The sequence below is a fragment of the Streptomyces sp. NPDC050704 genome (assembly GCF_040654355.1).
In the GTDB taxonomy this organism is placed as follows: domain Bacteria; phylum Actinomycetota; class Actinomycetes; order Streptomycetales; family Streptomycetaceae; genus Streptomyces.
The window spans coordinates 112,991-134,095 of sequence record NZ_JBFAHW010000005.1; the positions used below are offsets into that span (position 1 = coordinate 112,991).

Here is a 21,105-nt window from a genome sequence, read left to right on the forward strand (position 1 = left end):
TTACTTACCCGCCTTTCCGACCTTGCGGCGGATGACTTCGCCCTCGTACTTGACACCCTTGGCCTTGTACGGGTCGGGCTTGCGCAGCTTGCGGATGTTGGCCGCAACCTCGCCGACCTTCTGCTTGTCGATTCCCTCGACAGAGAAGTGGGTCGGGTTCTCGACCTTGAACGAGATGCCCTCGGGCGCCTCGACCGTGATCGAGTGGCTGTAGCCGAGCGAGAACTCCAGGTTGGAACCCTTCGCCAGGACTCGGTAACCGACACCGCTGATTTCGAGCTTCTTCACGTAACCCGTGGTCACGCCGGTGATCATGTTCGCCACCAGCGTGCGGGACAGGCCGTGCAGGGCCTTGTTCTGACGCTCGTCGTTCGGGCGGGTGACATTGAGAATGCCGTCCTCGCCCTTAGCGATCTCGATCGGTGCCGCAATGGTGTGGGAGAGGGCGCCCTTGGGGCCCTTCACCTGGACCGTACGGCCGTCGATGGTGACGTCCACGCCGGCGGGAACCGTGATGGGGAGCTTGCCAATACGCGACATAGCTGTTTCCTCCGTTCCCTTCCGCTACCAGACGTAGGCGAGAACTTCTCCGCCTACGCCCTTCTTGCCGGCCTGCTGTCCAGTGAGGAGACCGTGCGACGTGGAGATGATCGCCACGCCGAGGCCGCCCAGCACCTTGGGCAGGTTGGTGGACTTTGCGTACACCCGGAGACCGGGCTTGGAGATCCGCTTGATGCCCGCGATGGAGCGCTCACGGTTCGGGCCGAACTTCAGCTCGAGGACGAGGTTCTTGCCGACCTCGGCGTCCTCGGTCTTCCAGCCCGTGATGAAGCCCTCCTGCTGGAGGATCTCCGCGATGTGCGACTTGATCTTGCTGTGCGGCATAGCCACGGAGTCGTGGTACGCCGAGTTCGCGTTACGCAGACGCGTAAGCATGTCCGCGATCGGATCAGTCATGGTCATGAATTGGCCTTCGGCCTCTCTCGCCGGGGTTTCCTGTATGCGCCATCCCTCTCCCCACTCAGTGGCGGGACGGGTGCGGTGCGGGGACCTACGGCGTAGTAAGTCGTACGGGCGTCAGGCGCCCAACCCTCCTAGCCTAAGCCATGGAGAGCAGGGCACCTGACCGGACCCTTTACTTACCGAGAGCTTCCGGAATCCCGAAGTAGGGGATTACCAGGAGCTCTTGGTCACGCCCGGCAGCTCGCCACGGTGAGCCATCTCACGAAGGCACACGCGGCAGAGGCCGAACTTGCGGTACACGGAGTGCGGACGGCCGCAGCGCTGGCAACGGGTGTAGCCACGCACAGCGAACTTGGGCTTACGAGCAGCCTTGGCAATCAGAGCCTTCTTCGCCATCTCGGTTACGCCTCCTTGAAGGGGAAGCCGAGGTGACGAAGGAGCGCGCGGCCCTCAGCGTCGTTGGTCGCCGTGGTGACCACGGTGATGTCCATACCCCGGACGCGGTCGATCTTGTCCTGGTCGATCTCGTGGAACATGACCTGCTCGGTGAGACCGAAGGTGTAGTTGCCACGGCCGTCGAACTGCTTGGGAGACAGACCACGGAAGTCGCGGATGCGCGGCAGCGCGAGCGACAGGGTGCGGTCCAGGAACTCCCACATGCGGTCGCCACGGAGCGTGACGTGGGCACCGATCGGCTGACCCTCGCGCAGCTTGAACTGCGCGATGGACTTCCGGGCCTTGGTGATGGCCGGCTTCTGACCGGTGATGGTGGTCAGGTCACGGACGGCACCGTCCATGAGCTTCGAGTCACGGGCGGCGTCGCCGACACCCATGTTGACCACGATCTTGACCAGGCCGGGGGTCTGCATGACGTTCTCGTACGAGAACTCTTCCTGCAGCTTGGCCGCGATCTCCTCGCGGTACTTCGTCTTGAGACGCGGAATCGTGGTGGTAGCCATCAGATGTCCTCACCCGTCCGCTTGGCAACGCGAACCTTGTTGCCCTCGTCGTCGAAGCGGTAACCGACGCGCGTGACGACCTTGTTGCCGTCCTTCTCCACGACCAGCTGGACGTTGGAGACGTGGACGGGCGCCTCGGTCGTGACGATGCCACCGGCCTGCGAACCGCGAGCGGTCGGGGCTGCCTTCGTGTGCTTCTTGACCCGGTTGACACCCTCGACCAGGACGCGCTCGTCGCGCGGGTAAGCGGCAATGACCTTGCCCTGCTTGCCCTTGTCCTTACCGGTGATGACCTGGACCAGGTCGCCCTTCTTGATCTTCATGCTTACAGCACCTCCGGCGCGAGCGAGATGATCTTCATGAACTTCTTCTCGCGCAGCTCACGGCCGACCGGGCCGAAGATACGGGTGCCGCGAGGGTCGCCGTCGTTCTTCAGAATGACGGCGGCGTTCTCGTCGAAGCGGATGTACGAGCCGTCGGGACGGCGGCGCTCCTTGACGGTGCGAACGATGACCGCCTTGATGACGTCACCCTTCTTCACGTTGCCACCGGGGATCGCGTCCTTGACGGTGGCGACGATGACGTCACCGATGCCCGCGTAGCGGCGACCGGAGCCGCCGAGCACACGGATGCAAAGGATCTCCTTCGCACCAGTGTTGTCGGCGACACGCAGTCGCGACTCCTGCTGGATCACGTCTATCTCCTGATTGTCTGCCGGTTCCCGGGGCGGGGCCGACCTTTACGGCGGCCCCGCCCCGAGCCTGGCGGAACTGTCCTGCGGGCTAGTCCCCGCAGGAATTACTTGGCCTTCTCGAGGATCTCGACGATGCGCCAGCGCTTCGTCGCGGACAGCGGACGGGTCTCCATGATGACAACCCGGTCGCCGACGCCCGCGGCGTTCTGCTCGTCGTGGGCCTTGAGCTTGTTCGTACGGCGGATGACCTTGCCGTACAGCGCGTGCTTGACGCGGTCCTCGACGGCGACGACGACGGTCTTGTCCATCTTGTCGCTGACGACCAGACCCTCACGGGTCTTGCGGAAACCGCGGTCCGTCTTGGTGGTCTCTTCGGTCACGTTGCTCTCGCTCATCAGGCGCTCTCCACCGTCTCGATGCCCAGCTCGCGCTCACGCATCAGGGTGTAGATCCGCGCGATGTCCTTACGGACGGCCTTCAGCCGGCCGTGGTTCTCGAGCTGGCCCGTCGCCGCCTGGAAGCGGAGGTTGAACAGCTCTTCCTTGGCTTCGCGGAGCTTCGCGAGAAGCTCCTCGTCACCCAGCTCGCGCAGCTCTGACGCCTTGGTACCGGTCGACATCACGCTTCACCTGCCTCGCGCTTGACGATCCGGCACTTCATCGGCAGCTTGTGCGCCGCACGAGTGAGGGCCTCACGCGCAATCTTCTCGTTCGGGTAGGACAGCTCGAACATCACCCGGCCCGGGTGCACGTTCGCGACCCACCACTCGGGGGAACCCTTACCGGAACCCATGCGGGTCTCGGCGGGCTTCTTGGTCAGCGGGCGGTCCGGGTAGATGTTGATCCAGACCTTGCCGCCACGCTTGATGTGGCGGGTCATCGCGATACGAGCCGCTTCGATCTGGCGGTTCGTCACGTACGCCGGCGTGAGGGCCTGAATGCCGTACTCGCCGAACGCGACCGTCGTACCACCCTTGGCCTGACCACGGCGCTTGGGGTGGTGCTGCTTGCGGTGCTTGACCCTACGAGGGATCAGCATGTCGGTCAGGCCTCCGTTCCAGTGCTCTCAGCCGGAGCGGCAGCGGCGGCGGGAGCGTCGGCCTTGGGGGCCTCGGCTGCCGGCGCGGACTGCTGCTGCGGCTTGCGGCCGCGGCCGCCACGCTCGCCACCACCGCCGCCGCCACGGCCACCACGGGCCGGACGGTCGCCGCCGGGGCCGCCACCGCGGGCCGGGCGGTTACCCGCACGGGCAGCGGCGTTCTCGGCGCGGACCTCGGCGATGTTCTTGACGTCGCCCTTGTAGATCCAGACCTTCACACCGATGCGGCCGAAGGTCGTCTTGGCCTCGAAGAAGCCGTAGTCGACGTTCGCGCGGAGCGTGTGCAGGGGCACACGGCCCTCGCGGTAGAACTCCGAGCGGGACATCTCGGCGCCGCCGAGACGGCCACCACACTGGATCTTGATGCCCTTGGCGCCGGCCTTCATCGTGCCCTGCATGCTCTTGCGCATGGCACGACGGAAGGAGACGCGGGAGGACAGCTGCTCGGCGACGGCCTGGGCCACCAGCTGAGCGTCCGTCTCCGGGCTCTTGACCTCAAGGATGTTCAGCTGGACCTGCTTGCCGGTCAGCTTCTCGAGGTCGCCGCGGATGCGGTCGGCCTCGGCGCCACGACGGCCGATGACGATGCCCGGGCGCGCGGTGTGGATGTCCACACGGACGCGGTCACGGGTGCGCTCGATCTCCACCTTCGAGATGCCGGCGCGCTCCATGCCGGACGTCATCATCCGACGGATGGCGACGTCTTCCTTGACGTAGTCCTTGTACAGCTTGTCGGCGTACCAACGGGACTTGAAGTCCGTGGTAATGCCGAGCCGGAACCCATGCGGGTTAACCTTCTGGCCCATTACCGGGTTCCTTCCTTGCTGCTGACGACCACGGTGATGTGGCTGGTCCGCTTGCGGATCCGGTAGGCGCGGCCCTGGGCACGCGGCCGGAACCGCTTAAGGGTCGGGCCCTCGTCGACGTACGCCTCAGTGATGACGAGGCTGTCGGCGTCGGTGTGGTCGTAGTTGTGCGCGGCGTTGGCGATGGCGCTGTCAAGCACCTTGCCAACCGGCACGCTCGCGGCCTGCGGGGCGAAACGCAGGACCGCCTGAGCCTCCGTGGCATCCATGCCACGGATAAGGTCCACCACGCGGCGGGCCTTCATGGGCGTAACGCGGATGTACCGCGCCTGGGCCCTGGCTTCCATGGTTGTCCTTCCAGTGTCTGTCATGGTCATTCCACCCCGCGTTAGCGGCGCTTCGACTTCCGGTCGTCCTTGACGTGACCCCGGAAGGTGCGCGTCGGCGAGAACTCGCCGAGCTTGTGGCCGACCATCGACTCGGTGACAAACACCGGAATGTGGGTCTTGCCGTTGTGCACCGCGATCGTGTGGCCGAGCATGGCCGGGATGATCATCGAGCGACGGGACCAGGTCTTGATGACGTTCTTGGAACCGGCTTCGTTCTGTACGTCCACCTTCTTGATGAGGTGGTCGTCGACGAAGGGCCCCTTCTTGAGACTGCGCGGCATCTAAACCCGCTCCTAGCGCTTCTTGTTCGTCTTGCGGCGGCGGACGATGTACTTGTTCGAAGCCTTCTTCGGCGAACGAGTACGACCCTCCTTCTGACCCCACGGCGAGACCGGGTGACGTCCACCGGAGGTCTTGCCTTCACCACCACCGTGCGGGTGGTCAACCGGGTTCATCGCCACACCGCGAACGGTCGGGCGGACGCCCAGCCAGCGCTTGCGGCCGGCCTTGCCCCAGTTGATGTTGGACTGCTCGGCGTTGCCGACCTCGCCGACCGTGGCGCGGCAGCGCTGGTCGACCAGCCGGATCTCACCGGACGGCATACGAAGGTGGGCCATCGTGCCCTCCTTCGCCAGCAGCTGCACGGAGGCGCCGGCGGAGCGGGCGAACTTGGCACCGCCACCGGGACGGATCTCGATCGCGTGGATCGTGGTACCGACCGGGATGTTGCGCAGCGCCAGGTTGTTGCCCGGCTTGATGTCTGCCCCGGGACCGTTCTCGACGCGGTCGCCCTGCGACAGGTTGCGGGGGGCGAGGATGTAGCGCTTCTCGCCGTCCGCGTAGTGCAGCAGCGCGATGCGCGCGGTGCGGTTGGGGTCGTACTCGATGTGCGCGACCTTCGCCGGCACGCCGTCCTTGTCATGGCGACGGAAGTCGATGACGCGGTAGGCGCGCTTGTGGCCACCACCCTGGTGGCGGACGGTCACACGACCGGAATTGTTACGGCCGCCCTTGCTGTGCAGCGGGCGAACCAGCGACTTCTCCGGCGTGGACCGCGTGACCTCGACGAAGTCGGCGACGCTGGAGCCACGACGGCCCGGCGTAGTCGGCTTGTACTTGCGGATTCCCATTTCTCAGTCCTCGTCCGATATTCGGACCAGGGCACTCCGTTAGGAGGCCTGGCCGAAGATGTCGATACGGTCGCCCTCAGCGAGGGTCACGATCGCGCGCTTGCTGTCCGCACGCTTGCCGAAGCCGGTGCGGGTGCGCTTGCGCTTACCCTGACGGTTGATCGTGTTGACCCCCGTGACCTTGACCGAGAAGACCGCCTGGACGGCCTGCTTGATCTGGGTCTTGTTGGCCCGCGGGTCCACGACGAAGGTGTACTTGCCCTCGTCGAGAAGCGCGTAGCTCTTCTCCGAGACGACCGGCTTGAGGAGGACGTCACGGGGATCCGTGAAGCTCTTGCTCAGCGGGGTCTCGACGGTGTTCTTGCCCTCGGTGGCGTGGCGCTTCGCCTTGGCGACGCGCGCTGCCTTGGCGGCCTTGGCCGCCTTCGGGGCGATGCTCGGGTGACGCGTAGCCATCAGGCCTCGCTCCCTTCGGTGTCGGCGTTCCGCTCAGCGGGCGCACCGGACACGAAGGACTCGAAAGCGGCCTGGGTGAAGACCACGTCGTCCGAGACGAGAACGTCGTACGTGTTCAGCTGGCCCGGCTCCAGGATGTGCACCTGGGGCAGGTTGCGGGCGGAGAGGAGGCCCTGCTCGTCCTCGCGGGAGATGACCAGGAGCAGGTTCTTGCGCTCACTGATCTTGCCCAGCAGAGTCTTCGCGGCCTTGGTGGAGATCTCGCCCTCGACCACGCCGGTGACGACGTGGATACGGCTGTTGCGGGCCCGGTCGGTGAGGGCGTGGCGCAGGGCCGCGGCCTTCATCTTCTTCGGGGTCCGCTGCGAGTAGTCACGCGGCTGCGGGCCGTGGACGACGCCACCACCGGCGAACTGGGGCGCGCGGGTCGAGCCCTGACGGGCGCGGCCGGTGCCCTTCTGGCGGTACGGCTTCTTGCCGCCACCGCGAACTTCGCCACGGGTCTTGGTCTTGTGCGTGCCCTGGCGGGCAGCGGCCAGCTGGGCGACTACGACCTGGTGAAGCAGCGGGATGCTGATCTTCTCGACGTCGAAGATCTCCGCGGGGAGCTCGACCGTCCCGGTCTTGTCGCCTGCCGGCGAAATGATGTCAACAGTGCTCATCGTTACCTCAGGCCCCCTTGGCCGCGGTGCGGACCAGGACGAGGCCGCCGTTCGGACCGGGGATGGCTCCCTTGATGAGGAGCAGTCCCTTCTCCGCGTCAACGGCGTGGACGGTCAGGTTCTGGGTGGTGACCCGCTCGTTGCCCATACGGCCCGCCATGCGCATGCCCTTGAACACGCGACCGGGGGTGGCACAGCCACCGATGGAGCCGGGCGAGCGGTGCTTGCGCTGGGTGCCGTGACCGGCGCCGAGGCCCTTGAAGTTGTGACGCTTCATGACACCGGCGAAGCCCTTGCCCTTGCTCGTGCCGGTCACGTCCACCTTGACGCCGGACTCGAAGGTCTCAGCGGTGATCTCCTGGCCGAGGGTGTACTCGCTGGCGTCAGCGGTACGGATCTCGACGAGGTGGCGGCGGGGGGTGACGTCGGCCTTGGCGAAGTGACCCTTGAGGGGCTTGTTCACCTTGCGGGGGTCGATCTCGCCGAAGGCGATCTGGACCGACTCGTAGCCGTCGGAGTCATTCGTACGGACCTGGGTCACGACGTTGGGGCCGGCCTTGACGACGGTGACGGGAACAACACGGTTGTTCTCGTCCCACACCTGCGTCATGCCGAGCTTCTCGCCCAGGATGCCCTTGATCTGCTTAGCCATTCTCAGATCACCGGCCCTTAGAGCTTGATCTCGATGTCGACACCGGCCGGGAGGTCGAGTCGCATCAGGGAGTCAACGGTCTTGGGGGTCGGGTCGAGAATGTCGATCAGGCGCTTGTGCGTGCGCATCTCGAAGTGCTCGCGAGAGTCCTTGTACTTGTGCGGCGACTTGATGACGCAGTACACGTTCTTCTCAGTGGGCAGCGGCACCGGGCCTGCGACCGACGCACCAGTGCGGGTCACCGTCTCGACGATCTTCTTCGCCGAGCTGTCGATGACCTCGTGGTCGTAGGCCTTGAGCCGGATGCGGATCTTCTGTCCCGCCATGGCTACTCAGTAGTCCTTAGTCTCGTTTAACGCTCTGCAACCCGGGGGTTTGCGTCCCTGCCTCCGACCCACGCGGTCGGGCGTGTCGCGTCCTCACTGACAGAAATATCCACAAGTGGATTTTCCCTACCGAGGGACACGGCCCAAAAACAACCGCGGAACCGAGGGCTGAACACCCATCGGGCGCCTGGCCGGTACCCCGCTGACACTTCCCGGAAGATTCCCGTACGTCCGCCCCAGCGCTGCCTTACGGCAGTTGGGGCGACGAGTACTGTGGGACTCGCTTCCGGTCCTCCCGGCGGGAGGCGCGCAGCATCGGCAACTCAACCGAGCAACCCCGACAGTCTGCCATACGGGGCACGGGGCTGGCCAATCGGGCGGAAGAGGTTACCCGGAGGGTGACGCACGTCAAACACGGGATCGGGGAACCACCGATGGCGTGTCGGCGCTCCCGCAACGAGCCCCGCATCGGCACCGGCGGATCTCGGCACACGGACGTGACCCGTACGCGCGCGGGCCGCGCGCCCCCGCGCGAGACACGCGCTGTAGCGATCCGATTACCGTGCGTCCTAGCATCGTCCGAATGGGCGCACAGTACGAGTTCGGGATCCTGGGACCGCTTGTCGTCACGCGCGACGGTCTGGGTGTGAACGTCGGCGCCGCACAACTGCGCACACTGCTGGCGGCGCTGCTGGTCGACGCCGGTCGCGTCGTCTCCGTGGACGCCCTGGCAGGCCGGTTGTGGGGCGAGGATCCGCCGCCGGGGGCGCGGAACGCCGTACAGAACTACGTCCTTCGGCTGCGCCGGGCTCTCGGGCCGGAGGTCGTACGGACCGACCGCCGCGGATACGCGCTGGACCCGGGGTCCGCGGACGGCCTGGACTCTCACCGGTTCCACGCGCTCGCCCGGCAGGGCGGGACCGCACTCGCCGAGGACCGTCCTGAGCAGGCGGCGGCCCTGCTGGAGAACGCGCTCGGGCTGTGGCGGGGCGAACCGCTGGCCGACCTGCCGCCGGAGCGGTTCGCGGACGTCGCCCCGGCCTTGTGCGAGCAGCGGCTGGCCGCACAGGAGTCGTGGATCGACGCGGTGATCCGGTGTCGCCGGCCCGCGGACACGCTCCCGGAGCTACGCCGGCTGACCGGGCAGCACCCGTTGCGCGAACGCTTCTGGTCCCAGCGGATGCTGGCGCTCTACCAGTGCGGTCGGCAGGGCGAGGCCCTGGAGTGCTTCCGCGAGATCAGCGGGCTGCTCGCCGAGGAACTGGGCATCGATCCGGGCGTCGAGCTCAAGGCCCTGCACCAGCGCATGCTCACGGCGGCGCCGGACCTCGCCCCGGCCGTGCCCCGGACACCGGCACCGGGGCCGGGAGCGGGGGCGGGGTTGGGGGCGGGGCCGGGCGGAGGCGGGAACCTGCCCGCCGAGACGACGTCCTTCATCGGGCGGGAGCGGGAACTGGCCGAGGCGCAGCGGCTTCTGAGGCTGTCCCGGCTGGTCACGCTGACCGGCGTGGGCGGGGTCGGCAAGACACGGCTCGCGCTGCGCACCGCACGGCGGCCGGCGTCCGCCTTCCCCGACGGGGTGTGGCTCGTGGACCTCGCGGCGGTCACCGACCCGGCACTGGTGGAACGGGCGGTCGCCGAGTCGCTGGGGCTGCGCGACCAGTCCACGCGGTCCGCGGCCGACGTGGTGGCAGGCCATCTGCGCCACCGGCACCTGCTGCTCGTGCTGGACAACTGCGAGCACCTGGTGGACGCCGTGGCCGTGCTGGTGCTGCGGCTGCTGCGGGCCGCGCCGGAGCTGCGGGTGCTCGCCACCAGCCGGGAGCGGCTCGGCGTGCCGGGCGAACACCTGCTGCTGGTCCCCTGTCTGACGCTCCGGGGCGGTCCTGACGGCACGCCGTGCGAGGCGGTGCGGCTCCTGACCGACCGGGCGGCGGCCTGCGCGGTCACGCTGCCGACGGGCGAGCGGCACGGCACGTCGGCCGCCGAGCTGTGCCGGCGCCTGGACGGCATCCCGCTGGCCATCGAACTGGCCGCTGTACGGCTGAGTTCGCTGACCGTGGAGGAGGTGCTGGAACGGCTGGAGGACCGCTTCCGCCTCCTGTCCGGTCCCCTCATGGCGGTGGCGTCCGGGCCGGGTCCGGTGGCGGCGCTCGCCGCCGGCCGCTACCGGCAGACGCTGCGCGGCGTCATCGACTGGAGCCACAGCCTGTGCACGCCCGGGGAGCGGCTGCTGTGGGCCCGCTTGTCGGTCTTCGTCGGCGGCTTCGATCTCCGGGCCGCCGAGGCCGTGTGCGCGGGCGGGGGCATCGCCCGGGAGGACGTGCTGGACCTGATCGACGGTCTCGTCCACAAGTCCGTGGTGACGGTCGAGTCGGCCGTGCCCGCCGGTCGGCACGGCGGCACCACCCGTTACCGGCTGCTGGAGACCATCCGCCAGTACGGTACGGACCGGCTGCGGGCCGAGGGGAGCGCGACCGGACTGCGGATCCGGCACAGCGACTACTACCAGGCCTTCGCCGCCCGCGCCGCCGACGAGTGGTGCGGACCCGACGAGGTCGGCTGGCTCATGCGGCTGCGCCGGGAACTGCCCAACCTCCGCTCCGCGCTCGACTTCTGCCGCGTCCACCCCGGCCGGGCGCTCACCGGCGCGGCCATCGCCGCCGACCTGACGCGGACGCGCTGCTGGTTCTTCGGCAGCACCCTCGGCGAGGCACGTCACTGGCTCGAAAGCCTGTCCGCGTCGCTCGATCCCGCTCTCGGCGAGCCGAAGGTCCTGGTGACAACCATGCAGGCGTTCATCGCGGTGTTCCAGGGAGACCACCCGGCGGCCCGCGCCCTCCTCGACGAGTGCCACGCGACGCCCGCGTCCTCGAAGGCCGCGCCGGTCGTCTACATCGAGGCGGTGTACGCGCTGCTGGTGTCCGGCGACCCCGCCTGCATCGCCCGGTTCGCCCGGGCCCGCGAGGAGTTCATCGCCGCGGGGATGACCGGTGACGCTCACATGGCCACGATGTTCTGGGCCCTCGGCGCCTCCTTCCTCGGGGCGCACGTCGAGGCCCGCGCCGCGTGCGACACGTACGTCGCCGAGGCCGAGGCGTCCGGCGCCGAGTGGGCACAGACCTGGGCCCGGTGGTGCGCGGCTCTCACCGAGCTGCTGCACGGGGAACCGTCCCGCGGACTCCTGCCGCTGTGCGAGGTGCTCGTACGACAGCGCGCCGTCGACGACAACTGGGGTCCCGCGTGGAGTCTGGAGGGCCTCGCCTGGACGCTCGGCGCCCTCGGGCACCACGACCGGGCGGCCGTCGTCCTGGGGGCGGCATACCGGTACCGCCAGGTGACGGGGGCCAGGATCGACGGGCTCCAGCCCGTCGCCGCACTCCACGTCCGTACCCGGAACCTCGTACAGGAGCACATGGCGGCCGAGGCGTACACCGACGCGTGGGAGCGCGGTGCGACGGCCGCGGACGGCGTCACGCTGGCGCTCGGTATCGCGCACGAGGTCCACCGGCGGACGGTCGTGTGAGCGCGGCCGTGGCGACCGCCGGACGACCGGGGTGACCGGCCGCCCGGCCGCCCGGCCGGAGTGACCCAGGTGTGACCGGGGTGACAGCGCGGACAGGAAGGGTGGATCGCGAAAGGTCGAAGGCGCAGTCGCCGACGACACGACGCGAGCCGAGGAAGCCACCGCACATGCCCCCCACCGCACCGGACTTCGGTCCGCGCATCGACCCCTACGCCCTGTACGAGGGGCAGCGGGGCTGCGACCCCGCCGCGAAGCCGGGAGTCCTGGCCTTCCGCGACCTGGTACTCGCCGCCTACCCGAGCACCCGGAGTCTGGGCATCGGCAGAGAGCGCGGCAGACCGGGGGCCAGCGAGCACAAGGAGGGCCGGGCCTGGGACTGGGGTGTTGATGCCCGGTCCCAGGGCCACATCGCCGCCGACCTGATCGACTGGCTGCTGGCCACCGACCGGCACGGCAACCGCCACGCGCCGGCCCGCCGTCTCGGGATCATGTACGTCATCTGGAACCACCGGATCTGGCATGCGAACCGCGCGGACACCGGCTGGACCCCGTACACCGGCGAGAGCCCGCACACCGACCACATGCACTTCAGCTTCGGCTGGGCGGGCGCCCGCAAGGAGACCACGTGGTGGACCGAGCGGGGGCCGGGCAGCCCCGGCGACGCACTGTCCGCCGCCGTGCCCTCACAGCCGCGGGCTCCCTCTCCGTCCGCCGACCGGGTGGGGCGCCTGTGACAGCCGCGGCTCCTGTGGCTCCTGCGGCTCCCTTGGAAAGGAGGTCATCACCTGCGGCTGCAACGACATCGCCCCGGCTACAAGGCGGCCTACCGGTTCACCTGCACCGGCCAGACCGCCGCGCTGTACAACCAACGCGACGGCCAGGGAGTGGTGCACCACACCTTCCGCGGCAGCCAGGAGAGCTGCCCTGCTTCCGGCACTTCAGGTGCTTCCGGTGCTCTCCGCAGCCCACGATGTGTGGTCGAGAAGGGCTCAGTGCCATTCCTCGGGATTGAGAGCGGTCGCGACGAACACGTCCCCCGCGGTGACGGTCAGGTCGGGCTGCCCCACTCGGAGTGCGATCTTCTCGCGATCGAACTCACGGAATTCGAGGACGAAGTGTTCGGCAGTGGCGGGCCGATCCAAGGGGAATCCATCGAGGTCCACCGCCGAATTCGCACGGTCCGCTCCCTGACAGAGGACCGATACGAACAGGGGGAAGTGTTCCGCTTCCAGCAGTCGATCCGCTTCCTCGATGACACCCGCGATCCCGACTCCACCCGTGACCGCACCGCACAAGTCGTCCAGGCAGTCCACCAAGGCGTCCCAGTTTCTTCCGAAATAGCCAGGGAACTGCAGGACTTCCACGAACGAACGATAAACCCCCTGCTCGGTCATCAGATCGCGGGCGTCGAAGCGGTGGACACGCCCACCCTTCGCCTCCAACGCTGCCAGCTGTCGATGGACCTCGGTCGCCCCTCGGGGAACGAAGACGACCCAGGGGGCCGCGGTCCCTGTGATGTCGAACCCGGTCATTTCTGGATCACCCTGTGAATTCACCGACGTAGTAGAAAGTTCCGTAGTGGTCCGGCGTGTAATACGCGGAACCGGGGCCGTCCCGCATCACCCCTCGCCCAGCGCGTCCCGGGAGTCCAGGTCGTTGCCGTACGCCCTGACGGGATAGAAGTCCTCGTCGATGCCCAACAGGCCCTCGCCGGTTTCCCAGTCGTATTCGGACGCCATGGCGGACCCTAAGCCGTCACGCGTCGCACGACGAGAGCACCCGCCACCTCTTGACGGCGTCGATCGCACCCGCGCCTGCAAGTCACGCCGTCCCCTTGGCTTGCTCCCCTTGCTCACGGCCTGTTCCAGGATCGGTCTGGTGTCCCCAAGGACTCCACGAAGTCGTTCACAACGCCCCTGGAGAACGGATCGACAGCGGGATCCTCAGGCGTGACCACGCTGACGGCGTAGTACTGGGACAGAAGCAATGCCGTTCCTTCGACGGCATCCTCGGCCTCGGGAGAGGCGGCCCGGACCCCGGACACTGTCGTCGCGTGCAGCGGAAGCGCATGGAGTCGGTAGAAGACGGAATACGGTCCTTGCCCGGAGGTGTCGAGCGCGTAGCCGTTGTCCTCCCAGAAATCCTCCATCTCCTGACCTGAGGAGAAGGTGACGATGCCCGAGTGGTCGTCGTCCTCCACCTCGGGAAGGGACCAGCCCTCCACGGCTCCGGACGAGAGCGGTTCCCCGTACAGAAACAGTCCCGGCCACCGCTGTTGCCCCCGACGGACGAAACGGTGCATGGCCTCCGGGAACGACGCGTCCACGATGAAGTCGGTCGAGTGGCCGGTGATATCCATGGAAGGTCCTTCTGGGTACGGTGAGACCTCCAGGTTTCCGTACCTCGCCCTCTGACCGATCGACCGCCCCGATCGGTCAGAGGGCGGCGTCGGCCTCCTCGCTCGGGGCTCGCGGGGGGGGTCAGGACTCCCAATACGGAGAACCGACGCGGATTCGGATCTGCCTGTCGCGGTCCACATGAACGGCGACTACGCCCTCGACGAGATCCCCGACCTCGGGCAGGGGGACGGGGGGAGCGTCGGGATCGTTGATCGTGCCGTCAGGGTTGTACGACAGGAGGTCGACGAAGCCGTGGACCTCGGGGGCATCTTCGAGTTCCAAGAATACGCCGAAATCGAATCGGTCCTTGACCTTTCCTCGCGCGGGGGACCCCACCGGGTACCTTCGTTTCGCTTCTTCCCAGGATTCTTTCGTCATTACTTGTGCCGAACTCTCGGGTATTGATTCAGTTCTTCCACGACATTATTCGGAATTTCCAGCTCCTTGTCAGGACCTCCTTCATAGTCTCGTTCATACTTCTGATACTTCGCAGTGTACTCCGACTTTGGAATCTTGATTTCAACCACCCCCTCACCGTAAGACTTGGCATACTTATCAGCTATTGAGCGCTCTTTCGCAAAGTAAACCCGCCCATTGGGATAGATGTAATCAGGGCCGTCCGGATCTCCAGGAAAGTCGTCCGCACGGTACCCGTACTTTTCCTGAGCCTCCCCCAGGTTCCTCCCCGGTGCTTTGAAGATGGACTGCGTGCACTCGTCCGGTGCGAGCCCCAGATGGTCGCTCCAAGTATGGGGGTTCGGAACGTAGGTGTGGGGGTTGGGAGCAGCGGCGAGACCAAGGGGATCCGCGGTGAGATATCGGCCGGTTTCGGGGTCGTAGTGGCGAAAGTAGTTGTAGTGGAGGCCTGATTCCGGGTCGAAGTACTGCCCGGGAAATCGTAGTGGCGTGTACGTCTTGCTATCAGCCACCCAGGCGGTGGTGCCCCAGAGTGCGCCGCGGGCGCGCCAGGCGAGGTTCCCGGTTTCGTCGACGAGTTCGGTGGGGGTACCGACGAGATCGGTGATGATCGAGAAGAAGCGGGAGTCGATCTCATCCTGGGGCGCTTCGGCCGCCGATACCCGTTCGGTCTGCGCGATGGGGTGCAAGCCCTGGTGATCCCAGGTGAGGGTGACCGGATTGGCCAGTTCCTCTGCCACGGTGGTCTGCTCGCAGAGAGTCGTACCGTCCCAGGAGAAGACGGTCTCCTCTATGACCGTTTCGCCGTCGAGGGCGAGGCGCTGCTTGGCTACGCGACGCCCGAGGGGGTCGTACCGGTAGCGCCAGCGTGTGCCGTCCGGCGTGATTACAGTGGTGAGACGGTCCTCGGCGTCCCAGAGGTAGCGCCAGGTCTCTGGTTTGCGGGACAGCCGCGTTTTCTGGCGAAGGGTGACACGGCCGAGGGCGTCGTGCTCGTAACGGAACTGACCGGCGTGGACGATATCGGTGCCCGCGTATGCGCGCGGCCCGGTGCTCTCGTGGCCCGGGTGTGTGCTGGGCCAGTCGGCGTACGTCTGGTTCCCTGCGGCGTCGTAGGCGTAGGTCTCGGTCCATCTGCGGGCGTGGACGGCGGTTACCCGGCCTGCCGGGTCCAGGTCGAAGCGGCGGGCGCCGGCAAGCTGCTCGTCGACGCCGATGACGTTGCCGTCGGCGCGGTAGGTGTAAGCGCGCTTTTGAACTGATTGGCCATCTACCGTGGTCAACGACTGAGCAGCGAGGCGGCCCAATTCGTCAAAGGCCTGGGCCAGGGTGACGTTCGCACCGAGGTGCCGGGCGATCTCCCGACCCGATGCGGCGCGCTCGAAGTCGATCACGCGGCCGGAAGTGACGAGTCGGGCAAGCCTGCCCGCGGCATCATGGGTCCTCACGCTGGTCGCTCCGGTGGGGGTGGTGCGACTGCTGCGGCGCCCCGCCTCGTCGTACGTGAAAGTGAGAGTGCGCCCGTCGACGGTCTCGGAAAGCAGTCGGCCGAGGTGGTCACGCTCAAGCGTGAGCGAGGAGTCCGGCCCTGCGGCATGGGTGAGGCGGCCGGACTGGTCGTGGGCGAAGATGGTGACCGCCCCGGCAGCGTCTTTGCGGATGATCCGGCCGAGCGCGTCGTGGCCGAACGAAACGGTCTCACCAAGAGCACTGGTTCGTGAGACGAGCCGCCCCGCAGCGTCATGCGTGTAAGTGACCGCCCGGCCGCCGAAGTCCGTCTCCGACACCAGCCGTCCTGCAGCGTCGTAGTCATAACTCCAGTTCAGCCCCAGAGGGTTGGTGACCTGTATGACGCGTAGCGACGGGTCGTAGGCGAATTCGTAGCGGGCGCCGTCAGGGCTACTACGGGCTGCGAGCAGGTCGAAATCGGTGTATTCGAAGCGGGAGATCTGTCCCAACTGGTCTATGTGACTGGTGCAGTTGCCCTCACCGTCATAAGTCCACGTCTCACTTTCGCCATCGGCCGTGGTGCGGCGAATGAGATGACCCTCTGTCGACCAGCCGAAGCGGGTGGTGTGTCCTGCCGAATTGGTGAACGTGACGGGTCGTCCCAACGCGTCACGTTCCCACGAGAGCACGTCGGCCAGGGGATCCGTGGTCCGGATGGGCAGTCCTACCGCGTTACAGCACACCGTGGTGGTGCGCCCCAACGCATCGATGACGGCCGCAGGATGTCCCGCTGCCGTGTAGACGCTGCGCTCGGTCTCCCCGGCCGGGTTGGTGATAGCGGTGCAGTTGCCTCGCTCGTCGTAGGTGTACCTCCAGGAGGCACCGTCCGGCAGTTCGATGGCTGCGGCGAGATTGAGGTGGTTGTAGGTGACTCGGACGACGCTGCCGTCCGGTCGACGTATCTCGACGGGCTGCCCCAGCTCGTTGTTGACCACGCTCGTGGTGTGGCCGAGCTGATCCGTGGAGGAGATGAGGTGGTGCCCGCTGTCGTATGCGGTGCGGACCGTGCCACCCAACGGGTCGATCTCGGCGACCACCAGACAGTTGTCGTCAACGACGTACCGGGAGGTGGCTCCGTCAGCCGACGTGATCTCTGTTATGCACGAGCCGGGCCATGCGGGGTCGGCCCCGTCATAGGCGAAGGTGTTGGTCACGTATCCGGCTTCACTGCCCTGCGCGACGCAGCGGTCCTGATCGTCGTATGTGTAGTCGTAACGACTGCCATTGGTGTCCCGCCATGAAGAGACGCGCAGACGCTCGTCGTACATGAACTCCATCGGCAGACCGGACGAGTTGACGACCGATGTGAGGTTGCCGTCCGCGTAGCCGTACCGCTTGAGGGCGAGATCCGAGCCGTCCTCACCCCCACCGGCCAGGCTCAGAGCAGTGACCCGCTCCTCCACCACGGTCAGGACGAGGTGATAGCCGCCCGAGTGCCGGATCGCGTGAGGTACTCCGTCGAAGTCGTAGTCGAAGTCGATGGCGTTGTGATTGCGGTCGACGATGCGCTCCAGAAGCGCCACGCCCTCCCGAGGTGGGGCGAATTGGCGACTCTGCCCGGCGATTGGATCATCGATGCGGTAGCCCCCGGTGCCCAGGCGTGTCAGAGGCCAGCGCGGACCGCTCTCGGGGTGAACGTTCGCGTCCGGCTTCCGAGGGTGGGGATACGTGAGGAGCATGCCGTCCTCGGTGACGAAGACGATGCCGCTGTCGTCGACTTCGAGGCGCTGGTCAATGGTGGAGGACCAGGTGGGGCCGAACCACCAGCCGGTGCGGTAGCCGGAGGCGACGCGGCGGGTGAAGGTGAGAGGGAGGGTGCCCGGCAGCGTGACGTCCGTCTCCGCCAGGAACATCTGACCAGTAGCCGCATCGACCGGGTCACCGCAACCCTTGATCTTGCTCTTGAGTCGGTTGTACGCGCCTTTGGCCCCGTCCGCGAGGGCTCCACGGGCCGACTTGCCCAGGCCCCGGACACCGTTCGCCATGCCCTTCAGACCCTTGAGGCTCTTGAGGCCTTTGGCGAGTCCGCCGAGGCTGGTCAGCCCCTTCATCCCGGGTATGCACTCCAGCGCCGCGAAGGCCACATCCCATAGGGAGGCCTGGCCCTTCATATATTTGTTGAGGGTGTCGGCCAGCACCACGAGCGCCGCGATGAGCACAATCGCGCCCAGGATCGGCCCACCAATGATCATCGCGATGATGCCGAGGACGGCGACGACGACCTTGCAGACCGCCACGATGGTGTCCCAGTTGTCGGAGACCCAGTCCCCGACCTCCTCGTACCACTTACGGTTCTGAATGCCCGCGTCGGACGCCTCGTCGAGCTTGCTCTTCGCCTCCCGCGCGGCGTCCTCCCGCATGGTGCGCGCGTCGGCGGCCATCTTCTTCGCCGCATCCAGCGCGTTCGAGGCGGAGGTGACGTCCGACTGGGCGGAGGTCTGCGCGGACTCGGCGTTGGTCGCATCCCGGGTGGCGGCACGGACCTTGGACTCGTCCGGCTTCGGCACATCCTTGCCCGCCGACCCGGGATCGTCCTTGTACTTGTCGGCTTCCTTGTTCGCCCGGGTCACCCAGGAATCGGCCGTGGACAGACGGGACTTGGCGGAGGACAGGTCCGCCTGCGCCTCGCGGCCTTTGGCCAGGGCCTTGTCGGCGAGGGCCTGGGCCCGCTCCAGCTTCGGCCAGTACGCCGCCAGCGCATCCCCCGCCAGGTCGTACGACTTCTTCAGCTTCTTCAAGTTCTTCGGAACCCCGGAGAACTCGTCCCGGAACACCTCGGCGGTCTTCCCCACCATCGTCAGGACGGCATCCTCCTCCGCCATCCCCTTCACCAACCGCAGCGCATCCTGCACGTCATCGGCAAAGTCATGCAGACTCTTGGCCAACGACCGCACCCGGACCGGATCCCCCGGCGTCGGATCCTTCTCCAGATCCAGGACGTGCCAGTCCGTCGGCCGATAACCCGCCACCACGCGACCCCCGTCACAACTGCCCCGTACGAAACCGTACGCAGCAGCGAATTTACTAGGCGTCGGCGTCCCTCGCATGCAAGAACAGTTCGGATCCCGAGGTCAGGCCTGCCAGTCGAGTTGCTGTTCAGGGGCTCCGACGGAGCGTCCGTGACTCTGGGCCTCGCGACGGCCTTCGGCCTGACCCCGTGGGTAACGGAGACCTTGTCCGCGAAGACCACGAAGGTGTCTGTCGCGGTGTGGAAGTCGGTGTACCAGCCGCCCGTCGGGGCGAGGCAGGTGGCCAACTCGGCCGGCCAGCCGCGGGACTCCGGTCAACTGGGCCCCGACCCTCAGACTCTCGGCGATCAGCACTCCTTCAAGCATCCCTGCCTCCTTGTCGTGGCCGCAGTGAACGCGAACTCCCCGCCGGCCGACGTACTCGGCCCGAGCAACCCACCGCACGCGCCCCACAGCATCCGTGAGGAGTTTCCCCGCCGCACCCCTTCTGTTGGCCAGGTGTGGCTACCTTCGCCTCGCCGGGTCCGGTACAGGAGAGGCCCATTCATGAGCACCCCGATCCACCGCACCTCGACACGGCAGTCTGCAGCCGTCCTGACGCCGGCCCAGCAGCGTCGGGAAGGGAGCAGGACCGGGAGTACGTCCGCACGCTCGACGGAACACGCCCTCCTCGCGATGCAGTCCCGCGCCGGCAACCGGGCCACGACCGCGGCGGTGCAGCGCGCCCGGGACACCGCCCGAGACCCCGCCCGGGACACCGAAAGAGACAGAGCGGCGGAGAACGGCGGCGCGTCCGCCGGAGCGAAGAAGAAGAACTACCGCGACCGGATCGCCGCGCTCCTCGACAGGTTCAAGAAGAATCTCGAACCCATCGACACCTTCATCAAGGGCTTCCAGACCCCCACCAACGCCGCCTTCACCCAGCAGGCCGCCGTCTCGGCCAACGAGGGCCTCAAGCACTCCACCGCCGCCTCGGGGACCTCCGCGGCGTCGGGGAACCTCCTCACGGAGGCCGCCGGCACCGTGGCCAGTGGCATGGACGCGTACAAGAACATGAAGGACGCCAAGAAGCACGAGACCGGGGCCAACCACCACACGGCGAACAAGCGGGCCAAGACCAAGGGTGCCGACGCGGTTGTCGGCGCCGCCAATTCGGGAAGCTACAGCGCCGCCATCGCCAAGGAGGTGACCAAGGTCCAGAAGGCGGCGGGCGCCGCGGTGGCGTCCGAGGCGAGCGGTATCGCCAGCGCCTCCATCGGCGCGATCAAAGGCATGCGGTCCGCCTTCCGCGTCGGCGGAGCGGCCGGCAAGTACCGGCAGATCAAGAAGCTGGGAGACCCCCACGTCGTCCAGGCCGGGGCACTGGCCCGGCTGACCGAGTCGCGGGAGCAGGCCGGCTGGGCCGCCGCGGAGGCCTACGTCGCACTGGACGCCTACTGGGCCCACGACGGCCCGGAACGGCTGGAGCTCGTCTCCGAGGCCATCGACGCCGCCTGGGACGCGATGGGCGAAGCCCGTGACGCCGCCGAGACCCTCCAGCACGCCGAACGAGACGTGGAAAAGCTGAGCACCGTGCAGGGGTACGCGAAGAAGAAGCAGCTCACCAAGATGGGCAAGGAGACGGTCAGCGGCGGGGGCGAGTCCACCAAGGCCGCCGCCGGCATCGTGACGGCGGTCGCGGCGGGAACAGTCGGGCTGGCGAGCAACCCGGTCGGATGGGGCCTCGCCGGGGCCGGGGCCGGCCTCGTCCTCGGCGTGACCATGTACAAGGCGCTCCGCGCCGCCACGAAGCGCTACGAAGAGGTCCACCACCCCGAGCGCTGGGCGCCGAAGGGCGAGACCCCCGCGGAGGCCGCGTCCCGCAAGGAGTCACTGCAGCATGCCCTGAAGTTCTGGAAGAAGGTGTCGAAGGGCGAACGCCAGGCCATGGCGCGCCAGATCTACGCCCTGGCGGCAGGTCCCGACATCTCCGGGAGCGGCAGCACGACGGCCGAGATGCGGGAGTCCGCCAGATCCCTGCTCATCGCGCTCAAATCCGGTCCCGCCAAGCACAAGCTGGAGCCGGAAGCCTGGGTTGAGACCCTCAACGACCCGGCGAAGACCGGCGATTGGATCCAGGAGATAGCGGAACAGCTGGCCTCGGGGTGACC

At 67.3% G+C, this 21,105-nt stretch carries 24 protein-coding genes; 3 read left to right on the forward strand and 21 right to left on the reverse strand.

Annotation, left to right across the window (positions count from 1 at the left end; translation table 11 throughout):
- The 17 genes from rplF to rpsJ form a co-directional block, all read right to left on the reverse strand.
- Positions 1 to 540, reverse strand: coding sequence for a 50S ribosomal protein L6 (rplF, locus tag AB0I18_RS04155; protein ID WP_363103803.1), 540 nt, complete (start codon positions 538 to 540; stop codon positions 1 to 3).
- Between the two features lie 24 nt (positions 541 to 564).
- The gene (rpsH, locus tag AB0I18_RS04160) at positions 565 to 963 is read right to left on the reverse strand and encodes a 30S ribosomal protein S8 (protein ID WP_160506666.1); all 399 of its coding nucleotides are present in this window, start codon (positions 961 to 963) and stop codon (positions 565 to 567) included.
- A 210-nt stretch (positions 964 to 1,173) separates the two neighbouring features.
- The gene (locus AB0I18_RS04165) at positions 1,174 to 1,359 is read right to left on the reverse strand and encodes a type Z 30S ribosomal protein S14 (RefSeq protein WP_049567381.1); all 186 of its coding nucleotides are present in this window, start codon (positions 1,357 to 1,359) and stop codon (positions 1,174 to 1,176) included.
- 5 nt (positions 1,360 to 1,364) lie between these two features.
- On the reverse strand, positions 1,365 to 1,922 hold the full coding sequence (gene rplE, locus AB0I18_RS04170; protein WP_363103804.1) for a 50S ribosomal protein L5: 558 nt from the start codon (positions 1,920 to 1,922) through the stop codon (positions 1,365 to 1,367).
- The gene (rplX, locus tag AB0I18_RS04175) at positions 1,922 to 2,245 is read right to left on the reverse strand and encodes a 50S ribosomal protein L24 (RefSeq protein WP_363103805.1); all 324 of its coding nucleotides are present in this window, start codon (positions 2,243 to 2,245) and stop codon (positions 1,922 to 1,924) included. Before rplX ends, rplE begins: the two co-directional genes overlap by 1 nt.
- Before the next feature lie 2 nt (positions 2,246 to 2,247).
- A complete protein-coding gene (gene rplN / locus AB0I18_RS04180; protein WP_003992364.1) occupies positions 2,248 to 2,616 on the reverse strand; it encodes a 50S ribosomal protein L14 in 369 nt (122 codons plus the stop codon).
- A 104-nt stretch (positions 2,617 to 2,720) separates the two neighbouring features.
- The gene (rpsQ, locus tag AB0I18_RS04185) at positions 2,721 to 3,011 is read right to left on the reverse strand and encodes a 30S ribosomal protein S17 (protein WP_363103806.1); all 291 of its coding nucleotides are present in this window, start codon (positions 3,009 to 3,011) and stop codon (positions 2,721 to 2,723) included.
- Positions 3,011 to 3,235, reverse strand: a complete 225-nt coding sequence (rpmC, locus tag AB0I18_RS04190) for a 50S ribosomal protein L29 (RefSeq protein WP_363103807.1) — start codon at positions 3,233 to 3,235, stop codon at positions 3,011 to 3,013. The genes rpsQ and rpmC overlap by 1 nt, the downstream gene beginning before the upstream one ends.
- Entirely contained in the window at positions 3,235 to 3,654 is a 420-nt protein-coding gene (gene rplP / locus AB0I18_RS04195; protein WP_190037507.1) for a 50S ribosomal protein L16, read from the reverse strand. The genes rpmC and rplP overlap by 1 nt, the downstream gene beginning before the upstream one ends.
- Before the next feature lie 5 nt (positions 3,655 to 3,659).
- The gene (gene rpsC, locus AB0I18_RS04200) at positions 3,660 to 4,520 is read right to left on the reverse strand and encodes a 30S ribosomal protein S3 (RefSeq protein ID WP_363103808.1); all 861 of its coding nucleotides are present in this window, start codon (positions 4,518 to 4,520) and stop codon (positions 3,660 to 3,662) included.
- Complete coding sequence (gene rplV, locus AB0I18_RS04205; RefSeq protein ID WP_093777432.1) at positions 4,520 to 4,867, reverse strand: 50S ribosomal protein L22; 348 nt, start codon at positions 4,865 to 4,867, stop codon at positions 4,520 to 4,522. Before rplV ends, rpsC begins: the two co-directional genes overlap by 1 nt.
- A 41-nt stretch (positions 4,868 to 4,908) precedes the next feature.
- Entirely contained in the window at positions 4,909 to 5,190 is a 282-nt protein-coding gene (gene rpsS, locus AB0I18_RS04210; RefSeq protein ID WP_006376029.1) for a 30S ribosomal protein S19, read from the reverse strand.
- Between the two features lie 12 nt (positions 5,191 to 5,202).
- Positions 5,203 to 6,039 (reverse strand): 50S ribosomal protein L2, encoded by an 837-nt coding sequence (rplB, locus tag AB0I18_RS04215; protein ID WP_006376052.1) that lies wholly within the window; start codon positions 6,037 to 6,039, stop codon positions 5,203 to 5,205.
- A gap of 39 nt (positions 6,040 to 6,078) precedes the next feature.
- Complete coding sequence (gene rplW, locus AB0I18_RS04220) at positions 6,079 to 6,495, reverse strand: 50S ribosomal protein L23 (protein WP_055614927.1); 417 nt, start codon at positions 6,493 to 6,495, stop codon at positions 6,079 to 6,081.
- Positions 6,495 to 7,157, reverse strand: a complete 663-nt coding sequence (gene rplD / locus AB0I18_RS04225; RefSeq protein WP_363103809.1) for a 50S ribosomal protein L4 — start codon at positions 7,155 to 7,157, stop codon at positions 6,495 to 6,497. Before rplD ends, rplW begins: the two co-directional genes overlap by 1 nt.
- A 7-nt stretch (positions 7,158 to 7,164) precedes the next feature.
- The gene (gene rplC / locus AB0I18_RS04230) at positions 7,165 to 7,809 is read right to left on the reverse strand and encodes a 50S ribosomal protein L3 (protein WP_363103810.1); all 645 of its coding nucleotides are present in this window, start codon (positions 7,807 to 7,809) and stop codon (positions 7,165 to 7,167) included.
- Between the two features lie 17 nt (positions 7,810 to 7,826).
- Positions 7,827 to 8,135, reverse strand: a complete 309-nt coding sequence (rpsJ, locus tag AB0I18_RS04235; RefSeq protein WP_003948644.1) for a 30S ribosomal protein S10 — start codon at positions 8,133 to 8,135, stop codon at positions 7,827 to 7,829.
- Positions 8,136 to 8,718: 583 nt separating this feature from the next.
- On the opposite strand from rpsJ, the gene AB0I18_RS04240 reads away from it, so the two are divergent.
- Positions 8,719 to 11,661 carry a BTAD domain-containing putative transcriptional regulator gene (locus AB0I18_RS04240; protein WP_363103811.1) on the forward strand — a complete coding sequence of 981 codons (2,943 nt, stop codon included), beginning with the start codon at positions 8,719 to 8,721 and terminating at the stop codon, positions 11,659 to 11,661.
- 167 nt (positions 11,662 to 11,828) lie between these two features.
- Positions 11,829 to 12,395 (forward strand): hypothetical protein, encoded by a 567-nt coding sequence (locus AB0I18_RS04245; RefSeq protein WP_363103812.1) that lies wholly within the window; start codon positions 11,829 to 11,831, stop codon positions 12,393 to 12,395.
- A gap of 255 nt (positions 12,396 to 12,650) precedes the next feature.
- On the opposite strand, the gene AB0I18_RS04250 is transcribed toward AB0I18_RS04245, so the two are convergent.
- From AB0I18_RS04250 to AB0I18_RS04265, 4 genes are all read right to left on the reverse strand, one after another.
- Positions 12,651 to 13,193 (reverse strand): barstar family protein, encoded by a 543-nt coding sequence (locus AB0I18_RS04250; RefSeq protein WP_363103813.1) that lies wholly within the window; start codon positions 13,191 to 13,193, stop codon positions 12,651 to 12,653.
- Positions 13,194 to 13,513: 320 nt separating this feature from the next.
- Positions 13,514 to 14,020, reverse strand: a complete 507-nt coding sequence (locus AB0I18_RS04255) for a hypothetical protein (RefSeq protein ID WP_363103814.1) — start codon at positions 14,018 to 14,020, stop codon at positions 13,514 to 13,516.
- Between the two features lie 121 nt (positions 14,021 to 14,141).
- Positions 14,142 to 14,342: a hypothetical protein gene (locus AB0I18_RS04260; protein WP_363103815.1), complete on the reverse strand. Its 201-nt coding sequence runs from the start codon at positions 14,340 to 14,342 to the stop codon at positions 14,142 to 14,144.
- Positions 14,343 to 14,437: 95 nt separating this feature from the next.
- A complete protein-coding gene (locus AB0I18_RS04265) occupies positions 14,438 to 18,958 on the reverse strand; it encodes a DUF6531 domain-containing protein (RefSeq protein WP_363103816.1) in 4,521 nt (1,506 codons plus the stop codon).
- Between the two features lie 543 nt (positions 18,959 to 19,501).
- Between AB0I18_RS04265 and AB0I18_RS04270 the strand changes: the two genes are divergently transcribed.
- Positions 19,502 to 21,103 carry a hypothetical protein gene (locus AB0I18_RS04270; RefSeq protein WP_363103817.1) on the forward strand — a complete coding sequence of 534 codons (1,602 nt, stop codon included), beginning with the start codon at positions 19,502 to 19,504 and terminating at the stop codon, positions 21,101 to 21,103.
- Positions 21,104 to 21,105: the final 2 nt, after the last annotated feature.

Bases quoted from the DNA above. Each gene is read 5' to 3' on its own strand.
- rplF (WP_363103803.1), bottom strand. From the start codon at position 540: ATGTCGCGTATTGGCAAGCTCCCCATCACGGTTCCCGCCGGCGTGGAC.
- rpsH (WP_160506666.1), bottom strand. From the start codon at position 963: ATGACCATGACTGATCCGATCGCGGACATGCTTACGCGTCTGCGTAAC.
- AB0I18_RS04165 (WP_049567381.1), bottom strand. From the start codon at position 1,359: ATGGCGAAGAAGGCTCTGATTGCCAAGGCTGCTCGTAAGCCCAAGTTC.
- rplE (WP_363103804.1), bottom strand. From the start codon at position 1,922: ATGGCTACCACCACGATTCCGCGTCTCAAGACGAAGTACCGCGAGGAG.
- rplX (WP_363103805.1), bottom strand. From the start codon at position 2,245: ATGAAGATCAAGAAGGGCGACCTGGTCCAGGTCATCACCGGTAAGGAC.
- rpsQ (WP_363103806.1), bottom strand. From the start codon at position 3,011: ATGAGCGAGAGCAACGTGACCGAAGAGACCACCAAGACGGACCGCGGT.
- rpmC (WP_363103807.1), bottom strand. From the start codon at position 3,235: ATGTCGACCGGTACCAAGGCGTCAGAGCTGCGCGAGCTGGGTGACGAG.
- rplP (WP_190037507.1), bottom strand. From the start codon at position 3,654: ATGCTGATCCCTCGTAGGGTCAAGCACCGCAAGCAGCACCACCCCAAG.
- rpsC (WP_363103808.1), bottom strand. From the start codon at position 4,520: ATGGGCCAGAAGGTTAACCCGCATGGGTTCCGGCTCGGCATTACCACG.
- rplV (WP_093777432.1), bottom strand. From the start codon at position 4,867: ATGGAAGCCAGGGCCCAGGCGCGGTACATCCGCGTTACGCCCATGAAG.
- rpsS (WP_006376029.1), bottom strand. From the start codon at position 5,190: ATGCCGCGCAGTCTCAAGAAGGGGCCCTTCGTCGACGACCACCTCATC.
- rplB (WP_006376052.1), bottom strand. From the start codon at position 6,039: ATGGGAATCCGCAAGTACAAGCCGACTACGCCGGGCCGTCGTGGCTCC.
- rplW (WP_055614927.1), bottom strand. From the start codon at position 6,495: ATGGCTACGCGTCACCCGAGCATCGCCCCGAAGGCGGCCAAGGCCGCC.
- rplD (WP_363103809.1), bottom strand. From the start codon at position 7,157: ATGAGCACTGTTGACATCATTTCGCCGGCAGGCGACAAGACCGGGACG.
- rplC (WP_363103810.1), bottom strand. From the start codon at position 7,809: ATGGCTAAGCAGATCAAGGGCATCCTGGGCGAGAAGCTCGGCATGACG.
- rpsJ (WP_003948644.1), bottom strand. From the start codon at position 8,135: ATGGCGGGACAGAAGATCCGCATCCGGCTCAAGGCCTACGACCACGAG.
- AB0I18_RS04240 (WP_363103811.1), top strand. From the start codon at position 8,719: ATGGGCGCACAGTACGAGTTCGGGATCCTGGGACCGCTTGTCGTCACG.
- AB0I18_RS04245 (WP_363103812.1), top strand. From the start codon at position 11,829: ATGCCCCCCACCGCACCGGACTTCGGTCCGCGCATCGACCCCTACGCC.
- AB0I18_RS04250 (WP_363103813.1), bottom strand. From the start codon at position 13,193: ATGACCGGGTTCGACATCACAGGGACCGCGGCCCCCTGGGTCGTCTTC.
- AB0I18_RS04255 (WP_363103814.1), bottom strand. From the start codon at position 14,020: ATGGATATCACCGGCCACTCGACCGACTTCATCGTGGACGCGTCGTTC.
- AB0I18_RS04270 (WP_363103817.1), top strand. From the start codon at position 19,502: ATGAGCACCCCGATCCACCGCACCTCGACACGGCAGTCTGCAGCCGTC.